Genomic DNA, 25,489 nt, shown 5'->3' on the forward strand with positions numbered 1-25,489 from the left:
CCACATTTTAAAACTTACAAAAGGCAATGCCTTTAATTCAATTTATATTTCACCTGTTCCTCTTCCAAAGCGTTCAGCAATTCTTGGGATATCTTTACTTTTTGCTTCCTGCTTGTCAAGTTCAGTTTTATAAGCTCTTTCATTTCATAAATTATAAAATGCAAGTTATGATCTCCTTTATGAGTCCGAAAAATATCCTTTAGCGAATCTATATTCTCTTCTTTCAACTCATTTATATCCAATTGAATGGTAAGTTTTCTAGCATAGATATCCATGATATCATGCAACAACTGAAAATTATTGAACTGAATTCTTGGCTCCCCTTTACTACCTGTATCTTTATTGGTCCAGCCTTCCTTAATAAAGGCCTTGATGTACACAAATGCGTTGGGCACCAAAAAATGCTGATATTTTAAATACTCTTCACCAAATATCCTGAATTCGTAGGAATCCCAGTAATCTTCTACAGAAAAAGCAGCCCAACCTTTACCCATTTTAGAGGTTCTATGCTGTACTTCTGAAATCACTCCCCCAAAGGAAAGCTCACTGTTCACATATTTTTCCTGCTCCTTGAAATCGGATACCTTGGAATTACAGAAATAATGAATTTCAGATTTAAAATCATCTAAAGGATGGCCGGAAATATAAATCCCCACCACTTCTTTCTCCCTTTTCAGCTTTCCTATTCCTCCCCATTCTTCGCAAGGGGGCACCACTGGTTCCGGGATCTGCACATCACTGGCTTCCCCAAATAAACTTACCTGTGAAGAGTTTTCGTTCTCCTGAAATTTCACAGCATATTTAATCACCTTCTCCAAAAAGGTAATCCCGTCTCCTTCATCATGGAAATACTGTGCCCTATGATTTCCAAAGCCATCAAATCCTCCAGCAAGTGCCAAATTTTCCAAGGCTTTTTTATTGGCCGCGCGGAGATCCAATCGTTTGGCCATATCAAAAATGGACTTATAGGGCCCCTGCTCTGTTTTTCTATTTTCTACTATAGTGGCCACGGCGCCAGAGCCAACTCCTTTTACAGCACCCATCCCAAATCGGACGGCATTTTCTTTATTAACAGAGAACTTATGAAACGATTCATTTACATCGGGCCCAAGCACTTTAAGTTTCATTCGTTTACATTCTTCCATGAAGAAGGTAACCTGCTTGATGTCGCTCATGTTATTTGAAAGTACCGCAGCCATATATTCTGCTGGATAATGCGCTTTTAAATAAGCGGTTTGATAAGCGATCCACGCATAACAGGTAGAGTGAGATTTGTTGAAGGCATACGCCGCGAAGGCTTCCCAATCTTTCCACACTTTTTCCAAGATCTCTCTAGGATGCCCTTTCTCCTCTCCCCCATCTAGAAATTTTGGCTTCAATTGTTCCAGTAAAGCAAAGATCTTTTTACCCATCGCTTTCCTTAAAACATCGGCTTCACCTTTTGTAAATCCTGCCAATTTTTGAGAAAGCAACATCACTTGCTCTTGGTACACTGTAATCCCGTATGTTTCCTTAAGATATTCATCCATCCCGGGAAGGTCATAGGCTATTTCTTCATTTCCGTGCTTTCTGGCAATAAAACTTGGGATATATTCCATTGGTCCCGGCCGGTACAGGGCATTCATGGCGATAAGATCCCCAAACACCGTAGGCTTCAAATCCTTCATGTGTTTTTGCATTCCGGGGGATTCATATTGAAAGATTCCAACCGTTTCTCCACGCTGGAACAACTCGTACGTCTTTTCATCGTCCAGCGGAAAAGTGTCAGGATCCAAAACAATACCGTGTCTTCCCTTTACAATTTTAACCGTGTCTTTTATTAAAGTAAGGGTCTTCAACCCCAAAAAGTCCATTTTTAATAGCCCGGCACTTTCTACCACCGAGTTATCAAACTGGGTAACATATAGATCTGAATCCTTTGCAAGTGCCACCGGAACAAAGTTGGTAATATCACTTGGGGTAATAATTACCCCGCATGCATGAATTCCCGTGTTTCTTACAGAACCTTCTAAAATTCGGGCCTGATTTAGGGTTTGCGCTTGCAGATCGTCCCCGTCTGCGATATTTAGAAGTTCATTTACTTTTTCAAGGTCCTCACTTCGGAACATTTTTTTAAGCTCCTTAGCATCCTTGCCAAAAATCTTCCCTAATTTGGACATGGTAGGGATCAACTTAGCTATCCTGTCCGATTCATGCAGTGGAAGATCCAAAACCCTGGCGGTATCCCGAATGGAGGATTTAGCAGCCATGGTACCATAAGTGATGATTTGAGCCACCTGATTGGAACCATATTTCTTGATCACATAATCCATAACCCTGCTCCTGCCTTCATCATCAAAATCGATATCGATATCGGGCATACTTACACGATCTGGATTCAGGAACCGCTCAAAAAGAAGGTCGTACTTAATTGGATCTATATTGGTGATCTTTAAACAATAAGCCACCGCACTTCCTGCAGCAGACCCACGACCAGGACCCACCGAAACATCCATTTCCCGTGCTGCACGTATAAAATCTTCCGTGATCAAGAAATATCCGGGATACCCTGTATTTTCAATTACAGAAAGCTCAAAATCCAGCCTTGCTTTAATATCTTCTGAAAGATCCCCATAACGTTCCTTGGCACCTTCATAGGTAAGGTGCCTTAAATAGGCATTTTCACCACGTTTCCCGCCATTATTGACATCTTCTTCATCCAAAAATTCTTCAGGAATATCGAAGGCAGGCAAAAGTACATCCCTGGCAAGTTCAAAAGGCTCGATCTTATCTACTACTTCCTGAATATTGGAAATAGCTTCCGGCAGGTCCTTGAACAAGCTTTTCATTTCGAAATCTGACTTGAAATAAAACTCATTATTAGGCAACCCATATCTATAACCACGTCCTCTTCCTATTGGAGTGGCCTGTTTCTCTCCCTCTTTTACACACAATAAAATATCGTGCGCATTGGCATCCTCTTTTGCGCAGTAATAGGTGTTATTTGTTGCAACAGTTTTCACCTGATGCTTCTTTGCCAATTTAACCAATACCTCGTTCACACGATTTTCCTCCTCGAGATCATGACGCATTAATTCTATATACAAATCTTCACCAAAAGTCTCTTTCCACCAAAGCAAAGCTTCTTCTGCCTGGTTTTCTCCAACATTCAGGATCTTCCCGGGAACTTCACCGTAGAGATTTCCGGTAAGTACAATAAGGTCTTCTTTATATTGGTCAATAACTTTTCTATCTATTCTAGGTAGATAGTAAAAGCCATTGACATAGGCGATAGATGCCATTTTTGCAAGATTGTGATAACCATTTTTGTTCTTGGCAAGAATTACTATCTGATATCCGTTATCTTTTCGGCTTTTATCCAAATGATCTTCACACACAAAAAATTCACATCCAAGAATCGCTTTTAATTCTTTTGCAGTTGCCGGCTCCCCTTTTTCTATGGAAGCTGCATTTAGGGATTTTATAGCTTTGTTATAGTTCCCCACTTCTTTTACAAAATGAAAAGCTCCCATCATGTTCCCATGATCTGTAAGCGCAACAGCGGGCATATTTTCCTTGGTTGCAGCTTCTATTAGATTGGAAATACTAATTGTAGATTGCAATATTGAAAATTGAGAGTGGTTATGAAGGTGTGAAAAACGTACTTCATCCAGTTTCTCAAGATTTTCCTCTATCTCCTCGGTGCTTACCTCATCTACTTTTTCAAGCTTTTGAAGCTGTTCCCTTATTTTAGCCGAAGCTTTTTTAAGGTTGATGTGTTTTAAGCCAATAAGTTGAAATGGTTCCGGATTTTCTTTCTGGAAATTCTCAAAATAATCTTCGGAAACCTGAAGTTCTTGCTTTGTAAAATTTTCTTTTCTAATTAATTCCAAAAAACAACGGGTTGTAGCCTCTACATCGGCAGTGGCATTATGCGCTTCAGAAAAAGGCTGATCAAATAATTCCTGATGCAGTTCTGTAAGGGTTGGAAGCTTAAATCTTCCATATCTCCCCCCAGGAAGTTTACACAACTCAGCAGTTTTTTCGGTACAGGTATCTAATACAGGAAATGATTCCATCGGATTTTCCAATCCTTCTCTTAGGAATTCGGCACCCATTATATTAAGGTCGAAGCCCACATTTTGACCCACAATAAATTTTGAACGTTGCAAGGCTTTCTGAAATTTCCCCAATACTTCTTGAAGAGGCAATCCCTCTTGTTGAGCTAATTCAGTAGAAATTCCATGAATTTTCTCTGCGTCGAACGGAATGTTGAAACCTTTGGGTTGCACCAAGTAGTCTTGATGCTCCACCAAATTCCCCATTTCGTCATGCAATTGCCAAGCTATTTGAATACAACGAGGCCAGTTGTCGGAATCTGTTAATGGGGCGTCCCATTTTTTCGGTAATCCAGTAGTTTCGGTATCAAAAATTAAATACATCCAATATTTTTTTCAGAATTTCAAATGGGATGAAATCCAGTTAACAAACTCACGATTACATCTTCAGAAAAAACCTACTCCTTATAAATTATAAACAACTGAAAATATGGGAGATAGCAATCCAAATGTGAGTTGGGCTTTCGATTTAAAAATAGGAAATTTATATTCGAATTTAAATAGATGGAGAAACTAATTATCAACTAAATTATATAGCAAAAAATCCTCCCGGTATATGTTTTAAAAACATATACCGGGAGGATTTTAACTAATTCGAATTAACTCTTGATTAAATATTTGCTCTTATTTGTTATCCTCCCAATTTTCCATGGCTTTCACTTTGTTCAATGAAGAAGAAATAGCATCTCTTTGCTTCATAAGTACATTTCCTGTAGAAGGAGGTAAACTAGTGTCTTTCAATACTTCATTATATTCTTCTACAGCAGCTTTTTCTCCTCGAATTGCTTCTTCTAAAACGGCTTCTTCTTTATCTGAAGAGAAACTGGTTTTAAGATTCATCCAAGCGCGGTGAGCATCACCTGTCCAACTAGAACCTTTTTCCGGCGCTTCACCAAAATTTCTGATTTCAGTCTTTAATTCATGTCCAAAATCATAGCGCTCTTTGGCCCTTTCATTAAAAAATGACTGCAATTGAGGATTTTTCACTTTTTCAGCAGCAAATTTATATCCTTTTTCGGCGTCATAATTCTTTTCCAGTAACTCATTCAATTTATTTGCAACTTCTTCAGAATATTTCATAATATGTGTTTATTGATTAATAATTTTATTTTTGACAAGAGTAAAAATACAAGATTAAAAGCAGGCTATTATCCAGTTTAACAGGGTTTAGCATAGTTTAACTGCTTTTAACAACAAGGCTAAGGATTCGTCGAAGTATTCATAAAAAAGAGCTAATAAATAGGAAAAATGCACCTTGTTACCTATTTGATTTCTAGGTTAATGAATACATTATACTAAATGTAAATTGAAGGAAGATTTTCTGCTTAACAAATTAATAATATAGTATCTTTGCACACTTATTAATAATAGAGGTCGTGAACCTCACTAATTAATTTATTATGCCTGTAAAAATAAGATTACAAAGACACGGTAAAAAAGGGAAGCCATTTTACTGGATTGTTGCTGCGGATTCTCGCGCAAAGAGAGATGGTAAATACTTGGAAAAAATTGGTATCTACAATCCAAATACAAACCCTGCAACTATAGAAGTAGATGTAGATGGTGCTGTAAAATGGTTACAAAATGGAGCACAGCCAACAGATACGGCGCGTGCAATTCTTTCTTACAAAGGTGCCCTTCTTAAAAATCACCTTGCTGGTGGAGTTAGAAAAGGAGCTTTAACCGAAGAGCAAGCTGAGGAGAAATTTAAAACTTGGCTGGACGAAAAAGAAGGATCTGTTTCTTCTAAGGAAGAGTCTTTAACAAAAGCACAAGAGGATGCCAAGAAAAAAGCCCTAGATGCGGAAAAAGAAGTGAACGCTAAGCGTATGGCGGCATCAGCTGAGGCTGAAACTGCAGCTGCTGAAGAGGTTGCGGAAGAAACTGAAGTTGAGGCTACTGAAGCTTCTTCTGAGGAGAACAAAGAAGCTTAATTTAAATTTCTAGCGATGCTTAAAGAAGAATGTTTCTATTTAGGAAAGATCGTTAGTAAATTTAGTTTTAAAGGGGAGGTATTAATTAAACTTGATACCGATGAACCTGAAGAATACACTGAAATGGAATCGGTTTTCGTTGATTACAACGAAAACTTGGTTCCATTTTTTATTGAAAGAAGCGGACTTCACCGAAGTACTTTGCTTCGAGTAAAATTTGAAGATGTAGATACCGAAGAGGATGCAGAAGATATCATGAAATGTGATGTTTACCTTCCACTAAATCAGCTTCCAGAATTGGATGGTGATAAATTCTATTTCCACGAGATCATTGGGTTTACTGTAGAAGACATTCATTATGGTACGGTTGGAAAAATAACTGCCATCAACGATAGCACTGCTCAATCTTTATTTGAGATCGACAAAGATGGAAAACAAGTCCTTATCCCGCTAAACGATGAGTTTATCGAGAAACTGGACAAGAAAAATAAGATCATTTTTGTTAATACCCCAGAAGGTCTTATAGATCTATACCTAGACTAAACACTTTGGAAACCCCTTTTCGTTTTAAAGAATTCAGCATTGCTCAGGACAAATGCGCCATGAAAATTGGTACAGATGGTGTCTTGCTGGGTGCTTGGACTCCTATTTCTCCTGAAGTCAACTCCATTTTAGATATTGGTGCCGGCACTGGGATTATCGCCCTGATGCTTGCACAACGTAGTGCTGCAGAAACTATTGATGCCCTCGAGATAGATGAAGATGCGTATGAGCAAGCTGTAGGGAATTTCGAGAACAGCCCGTGGGGAGATCGGTTATTTTGTTACCACGCCGCTTTCGACGAATTTGTTGAGGAAATGCAAGATGAAAAATACGATCTCATTGTAAGTAATCCACCTTTCTTCGCTAACACAACTGCTTCAGAAAATGCCACTTCTCGCGAAACCGCCAGATCTCAAGCTTCCCTTCCGTTCGAAGAATTACTTCAAGGTGTATCGCAATTACTTTCAGAAAATGGAACTTTCAGCATAATAATCCCTAAAGAAGAAGAATCTGCAATTGTAGAAATCGCTTCCATAAATAAGCTCTATCCAAATAAGATTACTGAAGTAAAAGGAACAGCAGCTTCAAAAGTGAAACGCAGTTTGATCACTTTCCAATTTCTTCAGAAGGAAATAGAAAGAGATCTATTAATCTTAGAAGAAAGTAGACACAAGTACACTCCGCAGTATAAAAAAATGGTAGCCCCGTTTTACCTTAAATTATAAGCTTTTTAAATTGCTTGCTATTAGCCGGTTGGTTATTTTTGTTTTCAAAATTATAACCAATGAAACCAGATTTATTCCAAGCGCCAGATTATTACAATCTGGATGATCTTTTAACCGAAGAACATAAAATGGTACGTGACGCTGCTCGCGAATGGGTAAAGCGTGACGTATCTCCTATTATAGAAGAGGCTGCTCAAGAAGCAAAATTTCCAAAATCCATTATTAAAGGCCTTGCCGAAATAGGTGCTTTTGGCCCATATATTCCAGAAGAATATGGTGGGGCTGGATTAGATCAGATTTCCTACGGACTTATAATGCAGGAGATTGAACGTGGGGATAGTGGAGTTAGGTCTACTGCTTCTGTTCAATCTTCTTTGGTGATGTATCCTATATACAAATACGGAAGTGAAGAGCAACGCAAAAAATATTTGCCAAAATTAGCTTCAGGGGAATTCATGGGATGTTTTGGACTTACAGAACCAGATCACGGATCGAATCCAAGTGGCATGGTTACCAATTTTAAAGACAAAGGGGATCATTACTTATTAAATGGAGCCAAGCTTTGGATCTCCAACTCTCCGTTTGCAGATATCGCTGTGGTTTGGGCGAAAAACGAAGAAGGAAGAATCCACGGACTTATTGTTGAACGCGGAATGGAAGGCTTCTCTACGCCTGAAACTCACAATAAATGGTCTTTACGCGCAAGTGCCACAGGAGAATTGATATTTGATAATGTAAAAATTCCGAAGGAAAACCTACTTCCAAATAAATCTGGATTGGGAGCCCCACTTGGCTGTTTGGATTCTGCAAGATTTGGGATCGCGTGGGGAGCTATTGGAGCTGCCATGGATTGTTATGATACTGCCCTTAGATATGCAAAAGAACGTGTTCAATTTGGAAAACCAATTGCCAGTTTCCAATTGCAACAAAAGAAATTGGCAGAGATGATCACCGAGATCACGAAAGCACAGTTATTGGCTTGGAGATTGGGTGTATTAAGGAATGAAGGAAAGGCAACTTCAGCTCAGATCTCAATGGCAAAAAGGAATAATGTGGATATGGCTCTAAAAATTGCTCGTGAAGCCAGACAAGTACTAGGTGCCATGGGGATTACCGGAGATTATAGTATTATGCGCCATATGATGAACCTAGAAAGTGTGATCACTTATGAAGGCACCCATGATATTCACTTATTAATTACAGGTTTGGATATTACCGGAATTCCAGCATTTAGTTAAAATAAATACAGCATTCTTAAAAAAGGCAACTTCAAGAAGTTGCCTTTTTTAATTTAAACTATTGTCACCTTGAGATTGTCGAAGTGTTTTTAGATTTCACCTAAAACTTTGACAGCCTCAGTTCGACAAAAGACTTCTCGACTCCTCCCGATAGCCCTCTGGATGAAGTGAGTATTTCAAAAAAATTCGTGCATTCGTGGCAGGTTAAACCCTCCATGAGGGATTAATTTTTTTTATAAATTTGAGTTACTACTTATCACCTCACTCTTTTCTGAAATCCCGTTCTCATTAAAGGCTTCAACTTGAAAAAAGTATTCTGAAGCTATATTTAAAGCTTTCAGGTCGTAATTATTCTTGTCATATATTAGAACCGAATTATTAAGCTTATCCTGCTTAATTCCCCAATACAATACATAGCCTTGAGTATCGTCTATGCTCTTCCAGTTTAAAGTGGCATTTCTTCTATCTTTTTCTCTTTTTACACTAAAGTTTTGTGGCTTAGATGGTTTTTCCCCTGCACCTATTCCAAAAACCCTGAATTCTGAAATTGCTAAATATTTATTGGAACAAAACACATGCTTATATTTCACATATCTTGCTTCTATATCTTTTTTAAATTGAATGAAAGCATGAGGCTGATCCCTTTGATTTTTGGAATAATCGGCTGCGATTTTCCAATTTTTATTATCTATTGAAGTTTCAATTATAAATTGATGTTTCAAATTATCCGGGCGGCCAAATACCTCAGCATTCACATCATGAAAATTGATTTGAGTGGCTTTTAAAGTCATTTTACTTCCCAGATCCACTGTGAAATAAATGGAATCATTATTTTGTTCAGAAACCCAAAAAGATCGGATGTTTTCATCGGTAAGCTTGGAAATATCATAATTTTCCTCCAGCTTTTCGGGCGTGTATCCTTTTTCAGTCTCCTCTATTGTTTTTGCATGGAGTGTGGCTAAAGGAGCATTGGTTTCAACAGATTTGTTATAAGATAACAACATCCATCCTGTAAAGCGGTTTTTATGATTTTTCACTCTGGTGTCTGGCAAATAATGAGGATAATCGCCATAGGCTGTATTTACATACATTTGTCCATCCTCTTCAAAACCTGCAGGATACATCCCTATTCGACGTTCAAATTTATAATTTACAGAGATTGGCATAGTTGCATAGTGCCAATAATTTCCATTAAAGTCTTTAACCGTACTTCCATGACCTGCTCCGTTTAAAAAACCTCCGGGCTTGTAGGAGATAGGATTATATTCAGCATAAGTAAATGGTCCCAAAGGGTTATCTCCTACATAAACCCCATCTGCATATACATTCCATTGTGTTCCCGGAGCGGCGTATTGTAGATAATATTTGCCATTATGTTTAGTCATCCAGGATCCTTCAATAAATGGTTTCACATCTGAATCGTGATTGTTTCCAAAACGTTCCCAACCATGTTCCTCCGGATGTAATATTATTAGATCTACCGGCTCTCCAATAGGCACGTAGTTATTATTTGGGTCTAATTCCAGTCCTTTAATTGGAAACACATTGGATGATCCTTCATAAACATACACCCGCTTATCATCGTCTACAAAGATTGTAGGATCATGCAAAGTATATGGAATTACGCTATAGGTGGTTTGCCAATTTCCCAATTTGGGATTGTTGGTTTTAATTAAAGCGTTGATTCCGGAAGGGTCTCCTAAAACCAATATTTCGTCTTCTGTGGCCCAAGCTGCTGGGGCATTGGAACCATTGAAATACCAGCTTTGTGGCTTTATGAATTCCCAATTGGACATATCTTTTGAAAACCAATACCCGTGAGAACGGGTTACAAACATATAATACCCATCTTTATATCGAACTACGGAAGGATCTGCACCAGACCTATAACTTACATTTCTGAAAGCGTAATGAGACATATAGGAATAATCTATATCTATGGGGTTACAATAAGCGGTAAAACCATTTTTTACTTCAGTGTTATCTGAAACCTCAGCATTGGTTTTTTTTTCATTCTCCTCACATGATACTATGAACAAAAGGGATAGAAAAAGAATAAAATTTTTCATGATGCTATTTTAGAAATTTCAATTAAACGGCACAATACTAATAGCCGTTCCACCTCCAGCCGCCAAACTGAGTTTTAATTTTGATTTACTTGTCACTGTTTGCTCTTTTATGGAATAGCTTTTAGGATTATCTTTCCAATCGGCATCTTTCCCATCTTCATAGATAGTGGCTTTGTATTTTTTGTCTGGTGATAGGAAATCGAGTTTTATTTCAGTTTTTCTTGAATTTTCATCGGTGATCGCACCTAAAAACCAACTTTCTGATTTTTTATCTTTTCTTGCTATTGTAAGGTAATCCCCTGGTTCCGCTTCCAGATATATGGATTCTTGCCAATCTGCCGGCACGTCTTTTATAAATTGAAAAGCATCAAGATATCTCTCGTAATTCTCTGGTAAGTCTGCAGCCATTTGCAAAGGCGAATACATTGTGACATATAAAGCCAATTGCTTTGCTAGAGTTGTATGCACTTGCTCTGTCTTAGTAGGATCATAAATATTCATCTTAATCTCAAAGATCCCCGGAGTATAATCCATTGGCCCTCCCAATAAACGAGTAAATGGCAAGATGGTCTCATGTTTTGGATCGTTTCCGGTACTCCATGCATTAAATTCATTTCCTCTGGCAGCTTCTGCAGCAATATAGTTTGGGTAGGTTCTGCTATATCCTGTAGGGCGAACGCTTTCATGAGAGTTCACCATGATCCTATAATCTGCAGCACGTTGTGCAACGTAGTTGAAATGATTCACCATAGTTTGACCATCATGATATTCCCCTCGCGGAATAATCCGTCCTACATAGCCCGTTTTCACCGCCGGATAATCATATTTCTTCATAAGATCAAAAGCTCTGTCCAGATGCCTTTCATAATTTGCTACAGAACCGGAAGTTTCATGATGCATGATCATTTTTATTCCTTTAGACTTTGCATAATCTGATACTTCTTTGATGTCAAAATCCGGGTAAGGCGTGGTAAAATCAAACACATCTTCTTTCCAATTCCCAAACCAATCTTCCCAACCTACATTCCAACCCTCTACTAAAACACCGTCAAAACCATGTTTTGCAGCAAAATCTATATATCTTTTAGTGTTAGCTGTAGTAGCGCCGTGCTTTCCGGAAGGAATAAGTTCTTTAGATGCTGCATTTTGGGCATTTTGACTTCCTGCAAAATCCCATGTGGATTTTCCCATATGCATTTCCCACCAAATTCCGATGTATTTCATGGGTTTTATCCAAGAGGTATCATCAATTTTATTAGGCTCATTAAGGTTTAAGATCATTTTTGAACTCACAATGTCACGGGCATCATCACTCACCATAATTGTCCTCCAAGGAGTAACGGAAGGTGTTCTTAAATAAGCTTTATCACCAAGAGCATTTGGAACTAATTGCGAGCTAAGTTGAAAATTTTCTATATCCACATTTAAATGCATTACAGCGTAATTGACCACAGCAGCTTCAAAAATATTGATATACAAGCCAGCTGTAGATTTCATCATTAAAGGCGACTGAACTCGATAATTACTTTCTATACTTTTTAGTGCGATCCCGTTATTTGAATCCAATTTGGAATTGTCGATTTCAGATAGTTTAGTTTCAGAATACACGTATTCCTGACTGTCATAATCTCCCGGAATCCAAAATGTCTTGTGATCTCCGGTAAGATTAAATTCAGTATTTTCTTCTGAAACAATAAAATATCTCACCGCATCTTCCACAGGGAACTCATATCTAAAAGCCACTCCTTCATCATAAACTTTAAAAACGATATCTAATTTTCTATTGGTTTCCTTTTGAAGCAAGTGGAACCTAGCCTGATTGTAATTGTTTTTAATAGAGGATTGCTCTCCCAATACAGGTTTCCAAGTTTCATCAACGCTGATTTCTTCTTTATTAACAATGCTGAATCCCTGAGTAAGGCTTTTATCATCCTTTAATGAAAGACCCAATTTACTAGCCTTAACTATAGTCTTGGCCTTATAATTAATCTGATAAATAGGCTCTCCTGAAGGACTTATAGAGAATTCCACAGCGATCTCTTTTGACGGGGATTGGATCTGTTGAGCTGAAAGGGTGAAAAATGAGCACGCCAGTAATAAAAATGATACTTTTTTCATATGTTTAATTTTATTAGAACTTATTACTTAACAAATTCCAATTAAGTTTCTAATCATGCTGTTCTGATAGCTATTGGAATTGTTTCAGCATCCCAATAATTCTGGATTATGGAGACCCTGAAACAAGTTCAGGGTGACGAGCTGGTCGAGACCTTGCTGGACGAAAAACGTATTTTCTAACCTATTGCTTAACTAGCTCGAATTTTGACATTAATGTTTCATCTGAGTTGGTACCAACAAAAATTTCAAAATCTCCAGGCTCTGCAACAAAATCTAATTCATAATTATAGAATTTCAGATCTTCTACGGTTAATTTGAAGCTTACTGTTTTGGTTTCTCCTTTTTTCAATGTGATCTTTTGAAATCCTTTTAACTGTTTAACAGGTCTGGTTATAGATCCTACCAAGTCTCGTATATATAATTGCACAATTTCCTTTCCATCGTAATTGCCGGTGTTTTGAACTGTTACAGAAACCTCTAAAGTCTCATTTTTTCGGATCTTTTCGGAGCTTAATTTTAGATTATCATATTTAAAGTTGGTATAACTTAAACCGTAACCAAATGGGAATAATGGTTCGTTACGCCCATCGATATAATTTGAACGGAATTTTTCAAATTTCCCTTCGGAATTCCCAAGAAGGGGTCTTCCTGTATTTTTATGACTATAATAAATAGGGATTTGTCCTACACTTCTAGGAAATGTAGCCGTAATTTTTGCCGAAGGGTTTACATCTCCAAACAAAACATCTGCAATGGCATAACCTGCTTCAGTCCCGGCAAACCAAACATCCAGGATCGCAGGCACCGTTTCATTTTCTTCTGTAAGAACTAAGGGGCGACCATTAAACAACACCAAGATCACCGGTTTTCCTGTTTTAAGCAAAGCTTGAAGCAGGTCTTTTTGAGCCTGAGGAATAGAAATATTTGTTCGACTACTGCTCTCTCCACTCATTTCTGCAGATTCACCAATCGCTGCAATAATAACATCGGCCTTCGAAGCTATAATTAGTGCTTCCTTTAGAAGAGCTTCATCAGATCTACCATCTCTAGGGATCTCCTTGCCAAACATGGTTCCTCGTTCCTCTAATCCTTTATCGTAAGAGAGATTACTTCCTTTTGCATATAATACAGAACCAGAACTTCCTATCACTTCTTTAATTCCTTGAAGCACAGAAATAGATTTATCCTGAGGGGTTGCCACACTCCAGGTTCCCGCCATATTCTCACTGGTATTTGCCAAGGGACCAATAACTGCAATGGTTTCAGACTTTTTAATCGGTAAAAGATTATTCTCGTTTTTGAGCAAGACCATGGATTGAGCCGCCACTTTTCTAGCAAAAGCTCTGTTTTCTGAAGTAAATATTTCTGATTTGGCCCTATTTACATCAATATACCTATATGGATCTTCAAATAAACCCAGTTCATATTTTGCCACTAAGATCCGTCTCACAGAAGCATCAATTTTCTCGATGGAGACCTTATTCTCATCCAATGATTTTTTTAGGGTTGAAACAAATCCTTCTCCCACCATATCCATATCTACACCGGCATTCAAAGCCAAAGCAGAAACCGTTTGAAGATCCCCCATACCATGATCTATCATTTCATTGATCCCGGTATAATCTGTCACCAAGAAACCAGAAAAACCCCACTGATCCCTTAAAACATCTGTAAGCAACCATTTATTCCCGGTTGCAGGAATTCCATCTACTTCATTAAAGGATGCCATAACGGAGCCTACTCCGGCATCTATGGCCGCTTTATAGGGCGGAAAATAGTCATTATACATCCGTATCCTACTCATGTCTACCGTATTATAATCTCTCCCAGCTTCGGAAGCACCATATAAGGCAAAATGCTTAACAGTAGAAAGTATGGTGTTGTTCTTGCCTAGATCATCCCCTTGATATCCTCGTACCATGGCTTTTGCTATTTCACCACCCAAAAAAGGATCTTCCCCATTACCTTCAGAAACGCGTCCCCACCTTGGATCCCTGGAAATATCCACCATAGGGGAAAAGGTCCAGTTAATACCATCTGCACTGGCTTCTTCTGCTGCAATTCTTGCTGTCTCTTGTATTAAAGGCATGTCCCAGGAAGTTGATAATCCTAGTGGAATAGGAAAGGTAGTTTCGTAGCCATGGATCACATCCATTCCAAATATCAGCGGTATTTTAAGTCGACTTTCCTCAACTGCGATCTTTTGAACTTCTTTTATTTTTTCTACAGATTTTATATTAAATAAGCCCCCTATTTTTCCTTCTTTTATTTTTTTGGCAACATCCGAACTTTTGGACTGGCCGGTGGTAATATCCCCGGAAGAAGGCAAATTTAGCTGACCAAGTTTTTCGGTTAGTGTCATTACAGAAAGTAAGGAATCTATTTTATGATCCATTTCAACCTCATCGGCCTTATAAGCTGAATGATCTATGGTAGTTTTATCTTGAGCATTTATAGTGATGGAACAACTAAAAACAGCTATTACAATCAGAATTTTTTTCAACATTGGGATCTTTTTATGTAATTCTTTCATTTTTCAACTTTTATTTTTTCTGAGCTAACAACCACTCGTATAGTTCTGGATTATTGTAGGTTTCTGTCCAGCTATTATGATTTGCAAATGGGTAAAGGGTATATTTTACATCATTACCTATATCCTTTAGAGCTTTTACCATTTTATTACTGTTTTCTGGTAAGACCACATCATCCAAAGCGCCATGGAAGACCCAAATAGGCATATCTTTAATATGTGAAATATTTCTATAGATAGGCCTGTATATTGCGCCACATATTGGCACCATTGCGGCAAAAAGTTCGGGATATTCCCCTCCGGTGGCCCAAACTCCGTATCCTCCCATACTTAAACCTGTGAGATATACTCTGTCTTTATCTATTCGGTTTTCTTTGATCACTTTTTTTACAAGGGCAGCAATTTCATGGGGCTGCCAGTAAACGCTGTCAGGAGATTGGGGAGCCAATATAAGAGCATCAATTTTATTTCCTTTTTTAATATATTGCAATGGGCCATGTACAGCAACTTTGGAAAGATCTGTTCCCCGCTCTCCCGCCCCATGAAGAAATACGATTAGTGGAAAGTCTTCTTTAGAATCCTCATATCCATCTGGAGTGTATAGAATATAATCCAGCTTTACCGGAATTTCCACTTTTTCATCAAATGTATGTTCCGAGACTTGGGAAAATGAAGATGAATAAACACCTACTAGTAGAAATAAAAACACATATTTTTTCATATTGATATTCTTAATATTTAAATCCTAGTTTATCCAACCCTTGCTTTACCTCATCGGCCCCCATAAAGAGAGCCCAAATAAGGCCAGATCTATAATTCTCTATCATAACTACTTGTGGCCCTTGATCTATTGCCAAATATCGTTGTGCTACCCAGTCTTCCCCTTCCAAGCTAAAAGCATCATAAAAACCTGCCGGACCCCAGGTAAGATCATGAAGATCGTTATAAAAATAAGTCAGTGCGGCCATAGATTCTTTTGGTGTATATGGAATAGAACTAATGGATGCGGTAGGAGAGATTACACCACTATCATTCGTAGGGGAATGAGCGGTGTAACCAATGCTACCATCTTCACTTTTGGTATAACTAGCGGTTAATCCCCAAATATTTTCACCATAACCTTCAAAATTATTAGGGTTTTCAATGCTATACAGATAATTTATTTTTACATGGTTTTTATTCAATTCCCAATAATCTGCATATTCATCTGAAAGTTCCTTCGGATTTAATCCCAAATAAGAATAATGTGCCCAAAAAAGTGGTCCTCCAAATTCTTCAGCACCGTTATGTTTTAATATAAGAGGCAAACCATACTTGTAATTTTTAGAAACTATGGTTCCGTTCCTAGCCCATCCTTTATGGTATGCATCTCCAGAGATGGGATGGGTTGGTGATGCAGCCGCCATGACATACGTGATCAAAGTCTCATTATACCCTTCTAACGAGAAATTCATTTCCCAGTTATAATCTGGGGACCAGTGCCAGTATAGCATATCTTTTTTATTGGTGTACCAATTCCATTCTATACCTTTCCAAAGTTCATCATATTTAGCTGCAACAGCTTTTTCCTCTTCATTTCCATTTTTAAAGTATTCCCTAATCACAATAAATCCCTGTGCTAAAAACGAGGTTTCTACTAGATCTCCCCCATTATCTTTATGCCCAAAAGCTTTGGTTTTTCCTGTCTCCCCATCTATCCAATGAGACCAGGCTCCATGATATTTATCTGCCTCTGCCAAGAAATCAGCGATTTTATCGAGTCTTTTTACAGCTTCTTCTCTAGGAATAAAATTTCTCTCTATCCCTGCGATCAAAGCCATTAATCCAAATCCTGTGCCACCTGTGGTCACAATATTCTTGTCGTCTTGAGGATAATTGCCATCTGGGTGATAGCGTTCCCTGGCCATTCCGGAATTAGGCTCTGCATAGTCCCAGAAATATTTTAGGGTTTGTTTCTGGACAGTGTCCAAAAGTGCTTCTTCTGAAAGTTCCTTTTTTTGAGGATCATTTTCGGCAATATCCCTGTTGTTTTCTTTTACTTCATTTTTACAAGCTGAAAAAAACAGGATGCTTATGGTAAGTAGTAAAAAATTCGTTCGAAACATTTGAGTGTCTTTAATGGTTGTTTTTTCGGATTTCATTTTTTTAGACCTCACAGGTTTTTGAAACCTGTGAGGTCTGTCGTATTTAAGATGTTTGTCCAAATAAAAAAAACAAATTTTTAATAGGAAAAATCGAGCTTGTCCAGTCCAGCTTGTACATCTTCATCTGCCATAAAAAGCTTCCATAACAAACCTGTTCTATAATTTTCGATCATTGCTACAATAGGTCCCTGGTCTATGGCGAGATAGCCATCTGCATACCAGTTATATTCTTCAGAAAATGCATCGTAAAATCCATATTCCCCCCATAGGTTATTTCCTAATTCTTCATAAAAATATCTTAGTGCTGCCATAGACTTTTCCGGAGTATAGGGAAAAGATGATAAAGCGGCGGTAGGTGCGATTACCCCAAGGTCGTTTGTAGGGCTATGCACGGCATAACCGTCTCGACTGTCTGAAGCGGTCAAGCCCCAGGAATTCTCACCATAGCCTTCAAAATTTTTGGGATTGCGCACGGTATATTCATAATTAATAAGGCTATGAGTTGTGTTTTGTTTCCAATAATTGGCATACTGGTCTTGTAAATTTCTGGGATCCAACCCTAAAAAGGAATAATGGCTAAAGAACAATGGCCCTCCATAACTTGGGCCCAATGGCATATCTATACCATAATGTGATCTATTGGTGACAATTGCCCCATTGGAGGCCCAACCCTCTACATAAACATCTTTCTCAATTGGAAACGTTGGCGAAGAAGCTGCCAGCACATAAACTATTAAAGATTCATTCCATCCCTTGATCTTAAGGCCTATCTGGAAACTATAAGTAGGCGACCAATGCCAATAAAGTACATTTTCGCCCTGTGTATGCCAATTCCATTCTACAGCTTCCCAAATTTTTGTGATCCTTGACCTTATATCAATTTCAGTTTCAGCATCGCCATTAAAATATTGACGGTTTATAAGCAAACCTTGTATTAAAAATGCGGTTTCTACCAGATCGCCCCCATCATCCAGTTCACTAAAACGCCTTGTTTGAGAGGTGCTTCCCAGATACCAGTGGGAATAAACGCCGTGATAAGTAGGAACCTCTTCAAGAAAATTGAGAATTTCATCTAACCTTGATAAGGCTTCAACTCTAGTAATCCAGCCCCGTTCCACGGCAGCGGGAAAAGAAGCTATGCCAAAACCTGAGCCTCCTGTGGTAACTATATCTGTACCCTGACCACCATACGCATCATCCTGCGATCTTTCCCTGGCCATCCCTCTAGTGGGTTCAGCAAAATCCCAGAAGTAATTGAAGGTTTTTTCCTGAACGAGATCCAATAGTTCATTATCTGTAAGTACAGGGACTTCAGCTTGACCTTCATCTGTTGGATCTGGAACATAAGGCTCCTGATAACCGGGGCCAGAATCATTGGCACAGGAAATGAGCGATAAAAATCCCGCAAAAAACAATGATTTGGATAAGTTTAGCATAATTCTTTATTTCTCCGCACCTTCAAACATACTATGGTTGGTTACAGAAATTTTTAAATAACAGTATAAATAAATTGAAAATCGAAATCCCCCGGAAGAAGTCTCCGGGAGATTTGATTATGGAATTATAGCGCCATAAGGGCTTCAATTTCAGCTTCAGTAAGTACTTTATTGTAAAAAGAAAGTTCATCCATAAAACTGGTATCAGATAGGTGTCCCCATTCAGTAAAACGAGGGGCGCCAGACATAATGCTAACTAAATCTGTCCCTGTCCAATCTATGGGTGAGGCTAATGTACCAGTATTAGCCAAATCACCATTAAGATAAATTGCCGTTTCGGTTTCAGAAATTGTAAATGCCACATGGACCCACTCTCCAGCGTTCACATTAATCACCCCTCCATCATTCCAACTGTCACTTTCACCAGTTCCAACATTCAGTTTAATTCTTTGTTCTTCTGCATTACCTTCGCGGAAAAGCCTAAAACCACTAGTGCGATTGTTCTGAGAGTCAGTATTTTCCGGGTCTTCAGGGCCAATTACAATAATACCCGCACGATCTGGACTTGCATTTACCTTATACCAGAATGTCGCACTGAAATTTTGGCTCAACAAACCCTCACTTGGTAAGGTTAAATAAGAATCTAACGCCCCGGCATAAGCATTGCTTCCTTCAGCTGAATCACCGGCAAAGTCTGGAGTTCCTACCACGGTAATTTCACGATTTGAAATATCGTCTTGATAAGAACCATCAAAAGAAATTTTGAGAGTTTCAGAAGATGCATTAATAAGTGCCTGAATTTCTTCCTGGGAAAGGGCTGCATCAAACATTCTCAATTCATCCAGGGAACTTGAATCATATTTGTGGCCCCAGTAGCTAAAAGTTTCACCTCCGGAACCAATGGTTAACTTTTCGACACCAGTCCAGTCAATAGCCATTCCACCCATATTTCCAGTATTCATAGGCATTCCATTTATATAAATAATGGTTTCCTGAGTTGTTATCGTAAAGGCTATATGAACCCACTCATTGGTATTTGGATCTAAAGTCCCTCCATCATTCCATATCTCGGCACTACCAGTCCCCACATTTAATTTTATTCGCTGCTCGTCTGCATTCCCTTCTCGGAAAAGCCTGAATCCCTGCATACGGTCCTCATCGTCTCCGGCGACTAAAATACCTGCACGATCAGGATCTCCGCTTACATTGTACCAGAAAGAGGCGGTGAATTCTGTCCCTACAGATCCGTCAAAGGGAAAAGTTAGATAAGAATCCGGTGAACCCGTATAAGAATTTGAACCAAGAAAAGCTTCTCCGGCAAAATCAAGATTCCCGGTAACATCAGAACTCTTCAAGGTTATAAGATCCACATAATCCCCATCAAAAGGCATATACAAAAACTCGTTTTCAAATTTGGGGGTATAAGGTGGTTCTTTACTGAAATTCACAGTTTTTGTAGTAACATTCCCTTCAATATCAGTTGCTTTAACCGTTACGGTATGTTCCCCATTGGTTATGTTATTAAAGACCACCTCATCGTTGACAATGCGGTAGTCTTTGAATTCACTCATGGAAGCGATCATATTACCGTCTACCAATATTTCAATAGTAGCAACTTCAATATCATCAACTACTTTGAATTTAATGTTTATACTGGAAATTTCATCTAACACCTTGATAGTATTTCCTTCTGCCGGAGCGATAATAGTAACCTCAGGAGCGCCTTGATCGGGCCCTGAATCTACTGCTGTTATTGGGTCAATTCCATCACTACATGAAGAAAACATCAGTAATATAGAAAACAATCCTATAAAAATTTTATCTATGTTTTTCATTTTTTTGATTTTTTCGTTAGTATTAATTAGATATCTCACCTAATATGGGAAATTCATCTATTTGATCCTGATGATATCGTACAAAGGCTTTATCCGCTGTAAAGGTCCTACCTTCATAACTCAGTTCTTCATACCTTCCTAGTCTAACCATATCAAAAAAACGTTTGCCCCACTCCATGGCAAGTTCTGCATATTTTTCATCGACAAGTTGATCTAAAGTCACACCGCTTACTGGCATTAGTCCTGCTCTTTCCCTAACCAAATTTACTGCTTGATCTGCACTCATGGCAGAGTTTGAAGCTCCTTGTAATAATGCTTCGGCATACATTAAAAGTGTTTCGGCATAACGGTAAACTATGTAATTTTTATTACTTCCATAGGCAGTACGTCCAGGAATTAATTGATTACTTGGCAAATAATGTTTCCCACTAGAAAAGATATGCCTTGCATTATCTCTAAGGATATCCCCATCCCTAGTGGTCGGAGATACAAAAGATGGTAATGTTGCTGCTGTATAAGAGGTTGTGTTGATAATACTATCAATACCATTTTGAGTAAACAAGACCGAAGTTTCCAAACGTTCTTTTTCTCCCCTATCCAACATAAACTTAACATATTTCATACTCGGCTCGAAGAATCCCCATCCGGCACTAGCACCAGTCACAGTTGGCGTCCAACCGTTGGGGCCATAAGGGTCATATTGATGGCTTACCCGATCCCCTGTACCAACGCCAAAATCGGAGTATTGAAATTCATAAAGACTTTCATTGCTTAGTTTTCCGGGAGTTTTAAAAAGTTCATAAAAATCTGGAAAAAGGCTGAACTTGCCGGAACTTATAATTTGCCCCGTAGCATCTGCCACTGCTTGATAATCTTTTAATTCTTGGTTAGCTAAAGCCTTGATATGCAAAGCTGTATATTTTGTTACACCTCCAGGTAAATCGGTACGCTCGTTTGGTCGCATATCTAACAAAAATAGAATTGCTTCATCCATTTGATCGGATATATGCTGCATCACCTCATCTTTTGAGGGCACTGAAGTTACATTTGCAAAGTCATTAAGATTAGAGGATTCTGGAATAAAAACTGCTCCATAAACTTGTGACAATTGAAAAAGCAATATAGCCCTTAAAACTTTTGCTTCTGCGATATACTGTTCTCCCAAGGCCTTGCCCTCCTCATCTGCAAATTCCATATATCTTTCTATTTGCTCCATACCAGTATGGGCGCCAATTATATCATCATAATAGGTTTCCCATAAAGTTCTTGAACCAAAAAATGAATTATCATATACATAGCGGTCTTGATTTTTAAGACCTTGTTGATCTCCAGCAGCATTCACATCATCACCTCGGGTAGAAACCACCAATGGTTGTTCCCAACCTCTATCAGCAACAGATTGATAGACGCCAATGAGAGAGAAAATCATATCATCGGTTTTCGAAAAATCTGTTCCCCCAGCAAAATTATTATTAAGCTCTGGTTGGTCCAATTCATCTGAGCAGCCTGTTAGCAGCATGCCCAGCAATGCCAACAGAACAGGCAATTGTTTTGTTTTTAAATATATCATAGCTATTTTTTTAAATTTTAATATTTACACCGAACGTATATACCCCTGGGATAGGATAGGTTTGATTGTCCCTACCATCTGAAACCTCGGGCGTAAAGCCATTGTATTCAAAGAAAGTTAATGGGCGTTCCGCAGTAACATACAAACGAATATCAGGATTGAATTTCCCTTGAAATTGGGGTAATGTATAACCCAAAGTTACATTTTGAAGTCTAACAAAATCCCCTTTTTCAACAAAAAAGCTATTAAGGAATTGATTGCTCCATGGATTTCTTATACCTCTTGCAGATGGGTAATCGTTTGAAGTTCCGGGACCATGCCAGCGATTAATAGCAAAATCCCTGTCAATATTAGGATCTGGTGTTTGGCGGATAGCAAAACGTTTCATATTTGCTATAACATTGCCTCCCTGGCCGATGACATTTAAAGAAAAATCCCAAGCCTTATAGTTAAGCCCGAAATTAAAACCGAAAGTATAGGATGGCAAAAAAGAACCCAGGTCAACTCTATCCTGTGCATCAATAATCCCGTCTCCGTTATGGTCCACAAATCTAAAATCTCCAGGTTGCACAGCTGGCGGCATATTGGAATCTCCATCTGCAATGGCCTTTTGCGCAGCAGGGTCCGCTTGAATTTCTTCTGGGGTCTGATATACTCCTGCAACTTCAAGTCCATAAAAAGAATTTATGCTCCCACCTACAACGCTTCGTTGCGCGACATCTCCACCAGTGGTCAAATTTTCCTGACCTGCTAAATCCAATATTTCATTTTTAAGAGTAGAAAAGTTTGCCCCAATACTGTAAGAAAAATCTTCTGAAACCCGCTTATTCCAATTTAAATCAAACTCAAATCCAGAGTTTTCAATGATTCCCACATTCTGCCTGGTTGATCCTTGCACTAAAAGCCTTGAAACAGGTATAATAGCATCCCTAGTTTCCCTCGTAAAATAATCAGCCTCGACAGATAATTGACTTTCAAATAATCTGGCTGAAATTCCAACATTTGTTTCCGCAGTTACCTCCCATTTTAAAGCTTCAAAATCACTACTGGTAACCAATCCCGGATATCGGACATCTCCAAAAGCGGCAGTAACCTCTGAGGAAGTTATGCCCCCGGTACTTGCATTTACATTGGCATTTCCCAATTCCCCCCAACTAGCTCTCAGTTTTAAGAAGTCCAATACACCATTGTCTTTCATAAATGATTCTTCTGAAATTACCCAACCTATACCAACGGTAGGGAAATAGCCCCATTTTTCCTGATATTTACTGGTACCATCTGCTCGAAAGGTTCCATACAATAAGTAACGATCATCAAAATTATAAGCAACACGTCCAAAATAGGAGAAGAAATATTGTCTTACTCCATTATCTCCAGTAGCTCTGTCACCGTTATCTCCCTCGGTTACATCAATTGTTTCAGATAAGTCCAGGAAATAAGATTCATCACCAATTCCAGGACCATTCGGGAAATTTACTCCTTTTATTTCCAATTGTTCCCAAGACCTATCCCTAAAAGATGTACCTGCCAAAACTGTCAAGTTATGTTTTCCAAAATCATCATTATATGTTAAGGTATTGTCCCATGTTTGTTCAGAAAACGTTTCATTTCTTTTAATCAATTCGGCATTTTTCCTAAAAGCATCTCCAGTACCGAAAAAATAAGGGAGCCTTACTTCTCTTGTTTCCAAGGTTTCGAAATTATGAGAATATGCCGTTTTAAAAGTTAGTTTATCAGGCATCAGTTGATAACTTAAATCAAAAGTCATTAAGGTATTCCGTATTTTATTCCTGTTCTCCGTATTCTCCATTAAAGGAAATGGGTTTTGTGGCCCTCTATACTCTAAATCCTGCGCATTTGCATAGGGTCTGGGATATGCGTCGGTTTTAGATGGATCCAGAACGGGCATTATTGGCACCGCAAAATATGCAGAACTAAAAGCCCCATCTTCCGGGCGGTATCTGGTAGCATTGCTTAAAAGTGTTGAAACACCTGCTTTTAGTCGATCGCTTATATCAACATTTATTTTAGACCTTATATTAAATCGCTCATAATCATTTTTCATTCTCAAAATACCTTCTTGTTCAAATTGACTTAATCCTAAAGAATAGGTAACGCTCTCTGAGCCTCCCGTAACCCCTAAACTGTGATTTTGTATTAGGGCATCGCGTAAAATCAAATCGTACCAATCTGTATTAACAGCAGGAATATTGGGGTTAATTCTGCTACGTCCATAACGTTGCATGGCATTTTCTATAAAACTAGCTTCCGCAGCAGAACCAGATTCTCTCGCTAAGGTGGAAAATTGTTCAGCATTTGATAATTTGACAACATTTTGCGCAATTTGCATACCTTGATAACCATTATAAGTTATTTGAGGTTTCTGATTCTTTTTCCCAGATTTAGTTTGAATAAGCACTACACCGTTTGCAGCTCTTACCCCATAAATAGCAGATGCCGATGCATCTTTAAGCACTGAAATGGTTTCAATTTCTTCGCTGTTCAAAAAGTTAATATCATCGTAAAAGACACCATCCACAACATATAACGGATCGGAAGCCCCACCTCCTGTGTAAGACCCAAGACCACGTACCCGAATGGTAGGTGCCGTACCTGGAGCACCACTGCTTACCACTTGCAAACCTGCCACTTTACCTTGTAAGGATTGCATCGCAGCACCAGAAGGGGTTCTTGTGATATCTTCAGCTTTAATAGTGGTAATTGACCCCGTTAAGTCTGCTTTCTTTTGAGAGCCATACCCAATTAAAACCACTTCCCCCAAAGCAGAAGCGCTTTCTGTCATTATCACATTTATAGTGTTTTGTGTACCTACACTAAGCTCGTTGGTTTCGAATCCCAAAAAACTAAATACCAGGATATCACTATTTGTGGCGCTTATGGAATAGTTGCCATCAAAATCGGTTATGGTTCCTTTGGAAGTACCTTTAACCACAACATTCACACCTGGGAGAGACACCCCCCCCGGCTCCGATGTTACTGTTCCATTAATTATACGTTCTTGTGCAAAAGACTGCATATTCGCTAGAAAAAGAAGCAAACATAATAACGTTGGTTTTGTTTTCATAAACACAGGTGTTTTAAATAATTTCGGAAATCGTGCATTATATTTCCTCCCCATTTGAGATAAATATCACTCCCAGAAAAGAATTGTAATAAAATTAACCTATGAGGGAAGTTTTTAAGATTTTTTTGGTATAACCAGACACATCAAGTTAATTAGAAATACTAA

General features: G+C 38.5%; 15 protein-coding genes. 4 read left to right on the forward strand and 11 right to left on the reverse strand.

Annotated elements, in window-relative coordinates; translation table 11 throughout:
- Positions 1-32: 32 nt before the first annotated feature.
- Together dnaE and JM83_RS04020 are read right to left on the reverse strand one after the other, a co-directional pair.
- Positions 33-4,421, reverse strand: coding sequence for a DNA polymerase III subunit alpha (gene dnaE / locus JM83_RS04015; RefSeq protein ID WP_144959599.1), 4,389 nt, complete (start codon positions 4,419-4,421; stop codon positions 33-35).
- A gap of 300 nt (positions 4,422-4,721) precedes the next feature.
- Positions 4,722-5,177: a ferritin-like domain-containing protein gene (locus JM83_RS04020; protein ID WP_144959601.1), complete on the reverse strand. Its 456-nt coding sequence runs from the start codon at positions 5,175-5,177 to the stop codon at positions 4,722-4,724.
- 320 nt (positions 5,178-5,497) lie between these two features.
- Between JM83_RS04020 and JM83_RS04025 the strand changes: the two genes are divergently transcribed.
- Genes JM83_RS04025 through JM83_RS04040 form a run of 4 tightly spaced genes read left to right on the forward strand, consistent with a single transcriptional unit; the run spans position 5,498 to position 8,537 of the window.
- Positions 5,498-6,031, forward strand: coding sequence for a 30S ribosomal protein S16 (locus tag JM83_RS04025; protein WP_144959603.1), 534 nt, complete (start codon positions 5,498-5,500; stop codon positions 6,029-6,031).
- Between the two features lie 15 nt (positions 6,032-6,046).
- On the forward strand, positions 6,047-6,574 hold the full coding sequence (gene rimM / locus JM83_RS04030; RefSeq protein ID WP_144959605.1) for a ribosome maturation factor RimM: 528 nt from the start codon (positions 6,047-6,049) through the stop codon (positions 6,572-6,574).
- Positions 6,575-6,579: 5 nt separating this feature from the next.
- Positions 6,580-7,299 carry a tRNA1(Val) (adenine(37)-N6)-methyltransferase gene (locus JM83_RS04035; protein WP_144959607.1) on the forward strand — a complete coding sequence of 240 codons (720 nt, stop codon included), beginning with the start codon at positions 6,580-6,582 and terminating at the stop codon, positions 7,297-7,299.
- A 59-nt stretch (positions 7,300-7,358) separates the two neighbouring features.
- Positions 7,359-8,537: an acyl-CoA dehydrogenase family protein gene (locus JM83_RS04040; RefSeq protein WP_144959609.1), complete on the forward strand. Its 1,179-nt coding sequence runs from the start codon at positions 7,359-7,361 to the stop codon at positions 8,535-8,537.
- Between the two features lie 233 nt (positions 8,538-8,770).
- On the opposite strand, the gene JM83_RS04045 is transcribed toward JM83_RS04040, so the two are convergent.
- The 9 genes from JM83_RS04045 to JM83_RS04085 all read right to left on the reverse strand — a co-directional run bounded on the left by JM83_RS04045 (position 8,771) and on the right by JM83_RS04085 (position 25,324).
- Positions 8,771-10,606, reverse strand: coding sequence for a family 43 glycosylhydrolase (locus tag JM83_RS04045; RefSeq protein ID WP_261376334.1), 1,836 nt, complete (start codon positions 10,604-10,606; stop codon positions 8,771-8,773).
- 18 nt (positions 10,607-10,624) lie between these two features.
- Entirely contained in the window at positions 10,625-12,724 is a 2,100-nt protein-coding gene (locus tag JM83_RS04050) for a glycoside hydrolase family 97 protein (protein ID WP_144959611.1), read from the reverse strand.
- A gap of 181 nt (positions 12,725-12,905) precedes the next feature.
- Positions 12,906-15,257: a beta-glucosidase BglX gene (gene bglX, locus JM83_RS04055; RefSeq protein ID WP_261376335.1), complete on the reverse strand. Its 2,352-nt coding sequence runs from the start codon at positions 15,255-15,257 to the stop codon at positions 12,906-12,908.
- Between the two features lie 10 nt (positions 15,258-15,267).
- On the reverse strand, positions 15,268-15,975 hold the full coding sequence (locus tag JM83_RS04060) for a prolyl oligopeptidase family serine peptidase (protein WP_144959613.1): 708 nt from the start codon (positions 15,973-15,975) through the stop codon (positions 15,268-15,270).
- A 10-nt stretch (positions 15,976-15,985) separates the two neighbouring features.
- The gene (locus JM83_RS04065) at positions 15,986-17,359 is read right to left on the reverse strand and encodes a glucoamylase family protein (RefSeq protein ID WP_144963680.1); all 1,374 of its coding nucleotides are present in this window, start codon (positions 17,357-17,359) and stop codon (positions 15,986-15,988) included.
- Between the two features lie 116 nt (positions 17,360-17,475).
- Positions 17,476-18,834, reverse strand: a complete 1,359-nt coding sequence (locus JM83_RS04070) for a glucoamylase family protein (RefSeq protein ID WP_144959615.1) — start codon at positions 18,832-18,834, stop codon at positions 17,476-17,478.
- Positions 18,835-18,959: 125 nt separating this feature from the next.
- Positions 18,960-20,669 (reverse strand): LamG-like jellyroll fold domain-containing protein, encoded by a 1,710-nt coding sequence (locus JM83_RS04075; RefSeq protein WP_144959617.1) that lies wholly within the window; start codon positions 20,667-20,669, stop codon positions 18,960-18,962.
- A 22-nt stretch (positions 20,670-20,691) separates the two neighbouring features.
- Complete coding sequence (locus JM83_RS04080) at positions 20,692-22,239, reverse strand: RagB/SusD family nutrient uptake outer membrane protein (RefSeq protein ID WP_144959619.1); 1,548 nt, start codon at positions 22,237-22,239, stop codon at positions 20,692-20,694.
- Between the two features lie 10 nt (positions 22,240-22,249).
- Positions 22,250-25,324 (reverse strand): SusC/RagA family TonB-linked outer membrane protein, encoded by a 3,075-nt coding sequence (locus JM83_RS04085; protein WP_186434944.1) that lies wholly within the window; start codon positions 25,322-25,324, stop codon positions 22,250-22,252.
- Positions 25,325-25,489 lie beyond the last annotated feature (165 nt).

It is taken from the genome of Gillisia sp. Hel_I_86 (genome assembly GCF_007827275.1).
In the GTDB taxonomy this organism is placed as follows: Bacteria; Bacteroidota; Bacteroidia; order Flavobacteriales; family Flavobacteriaceae; genus Gillisia.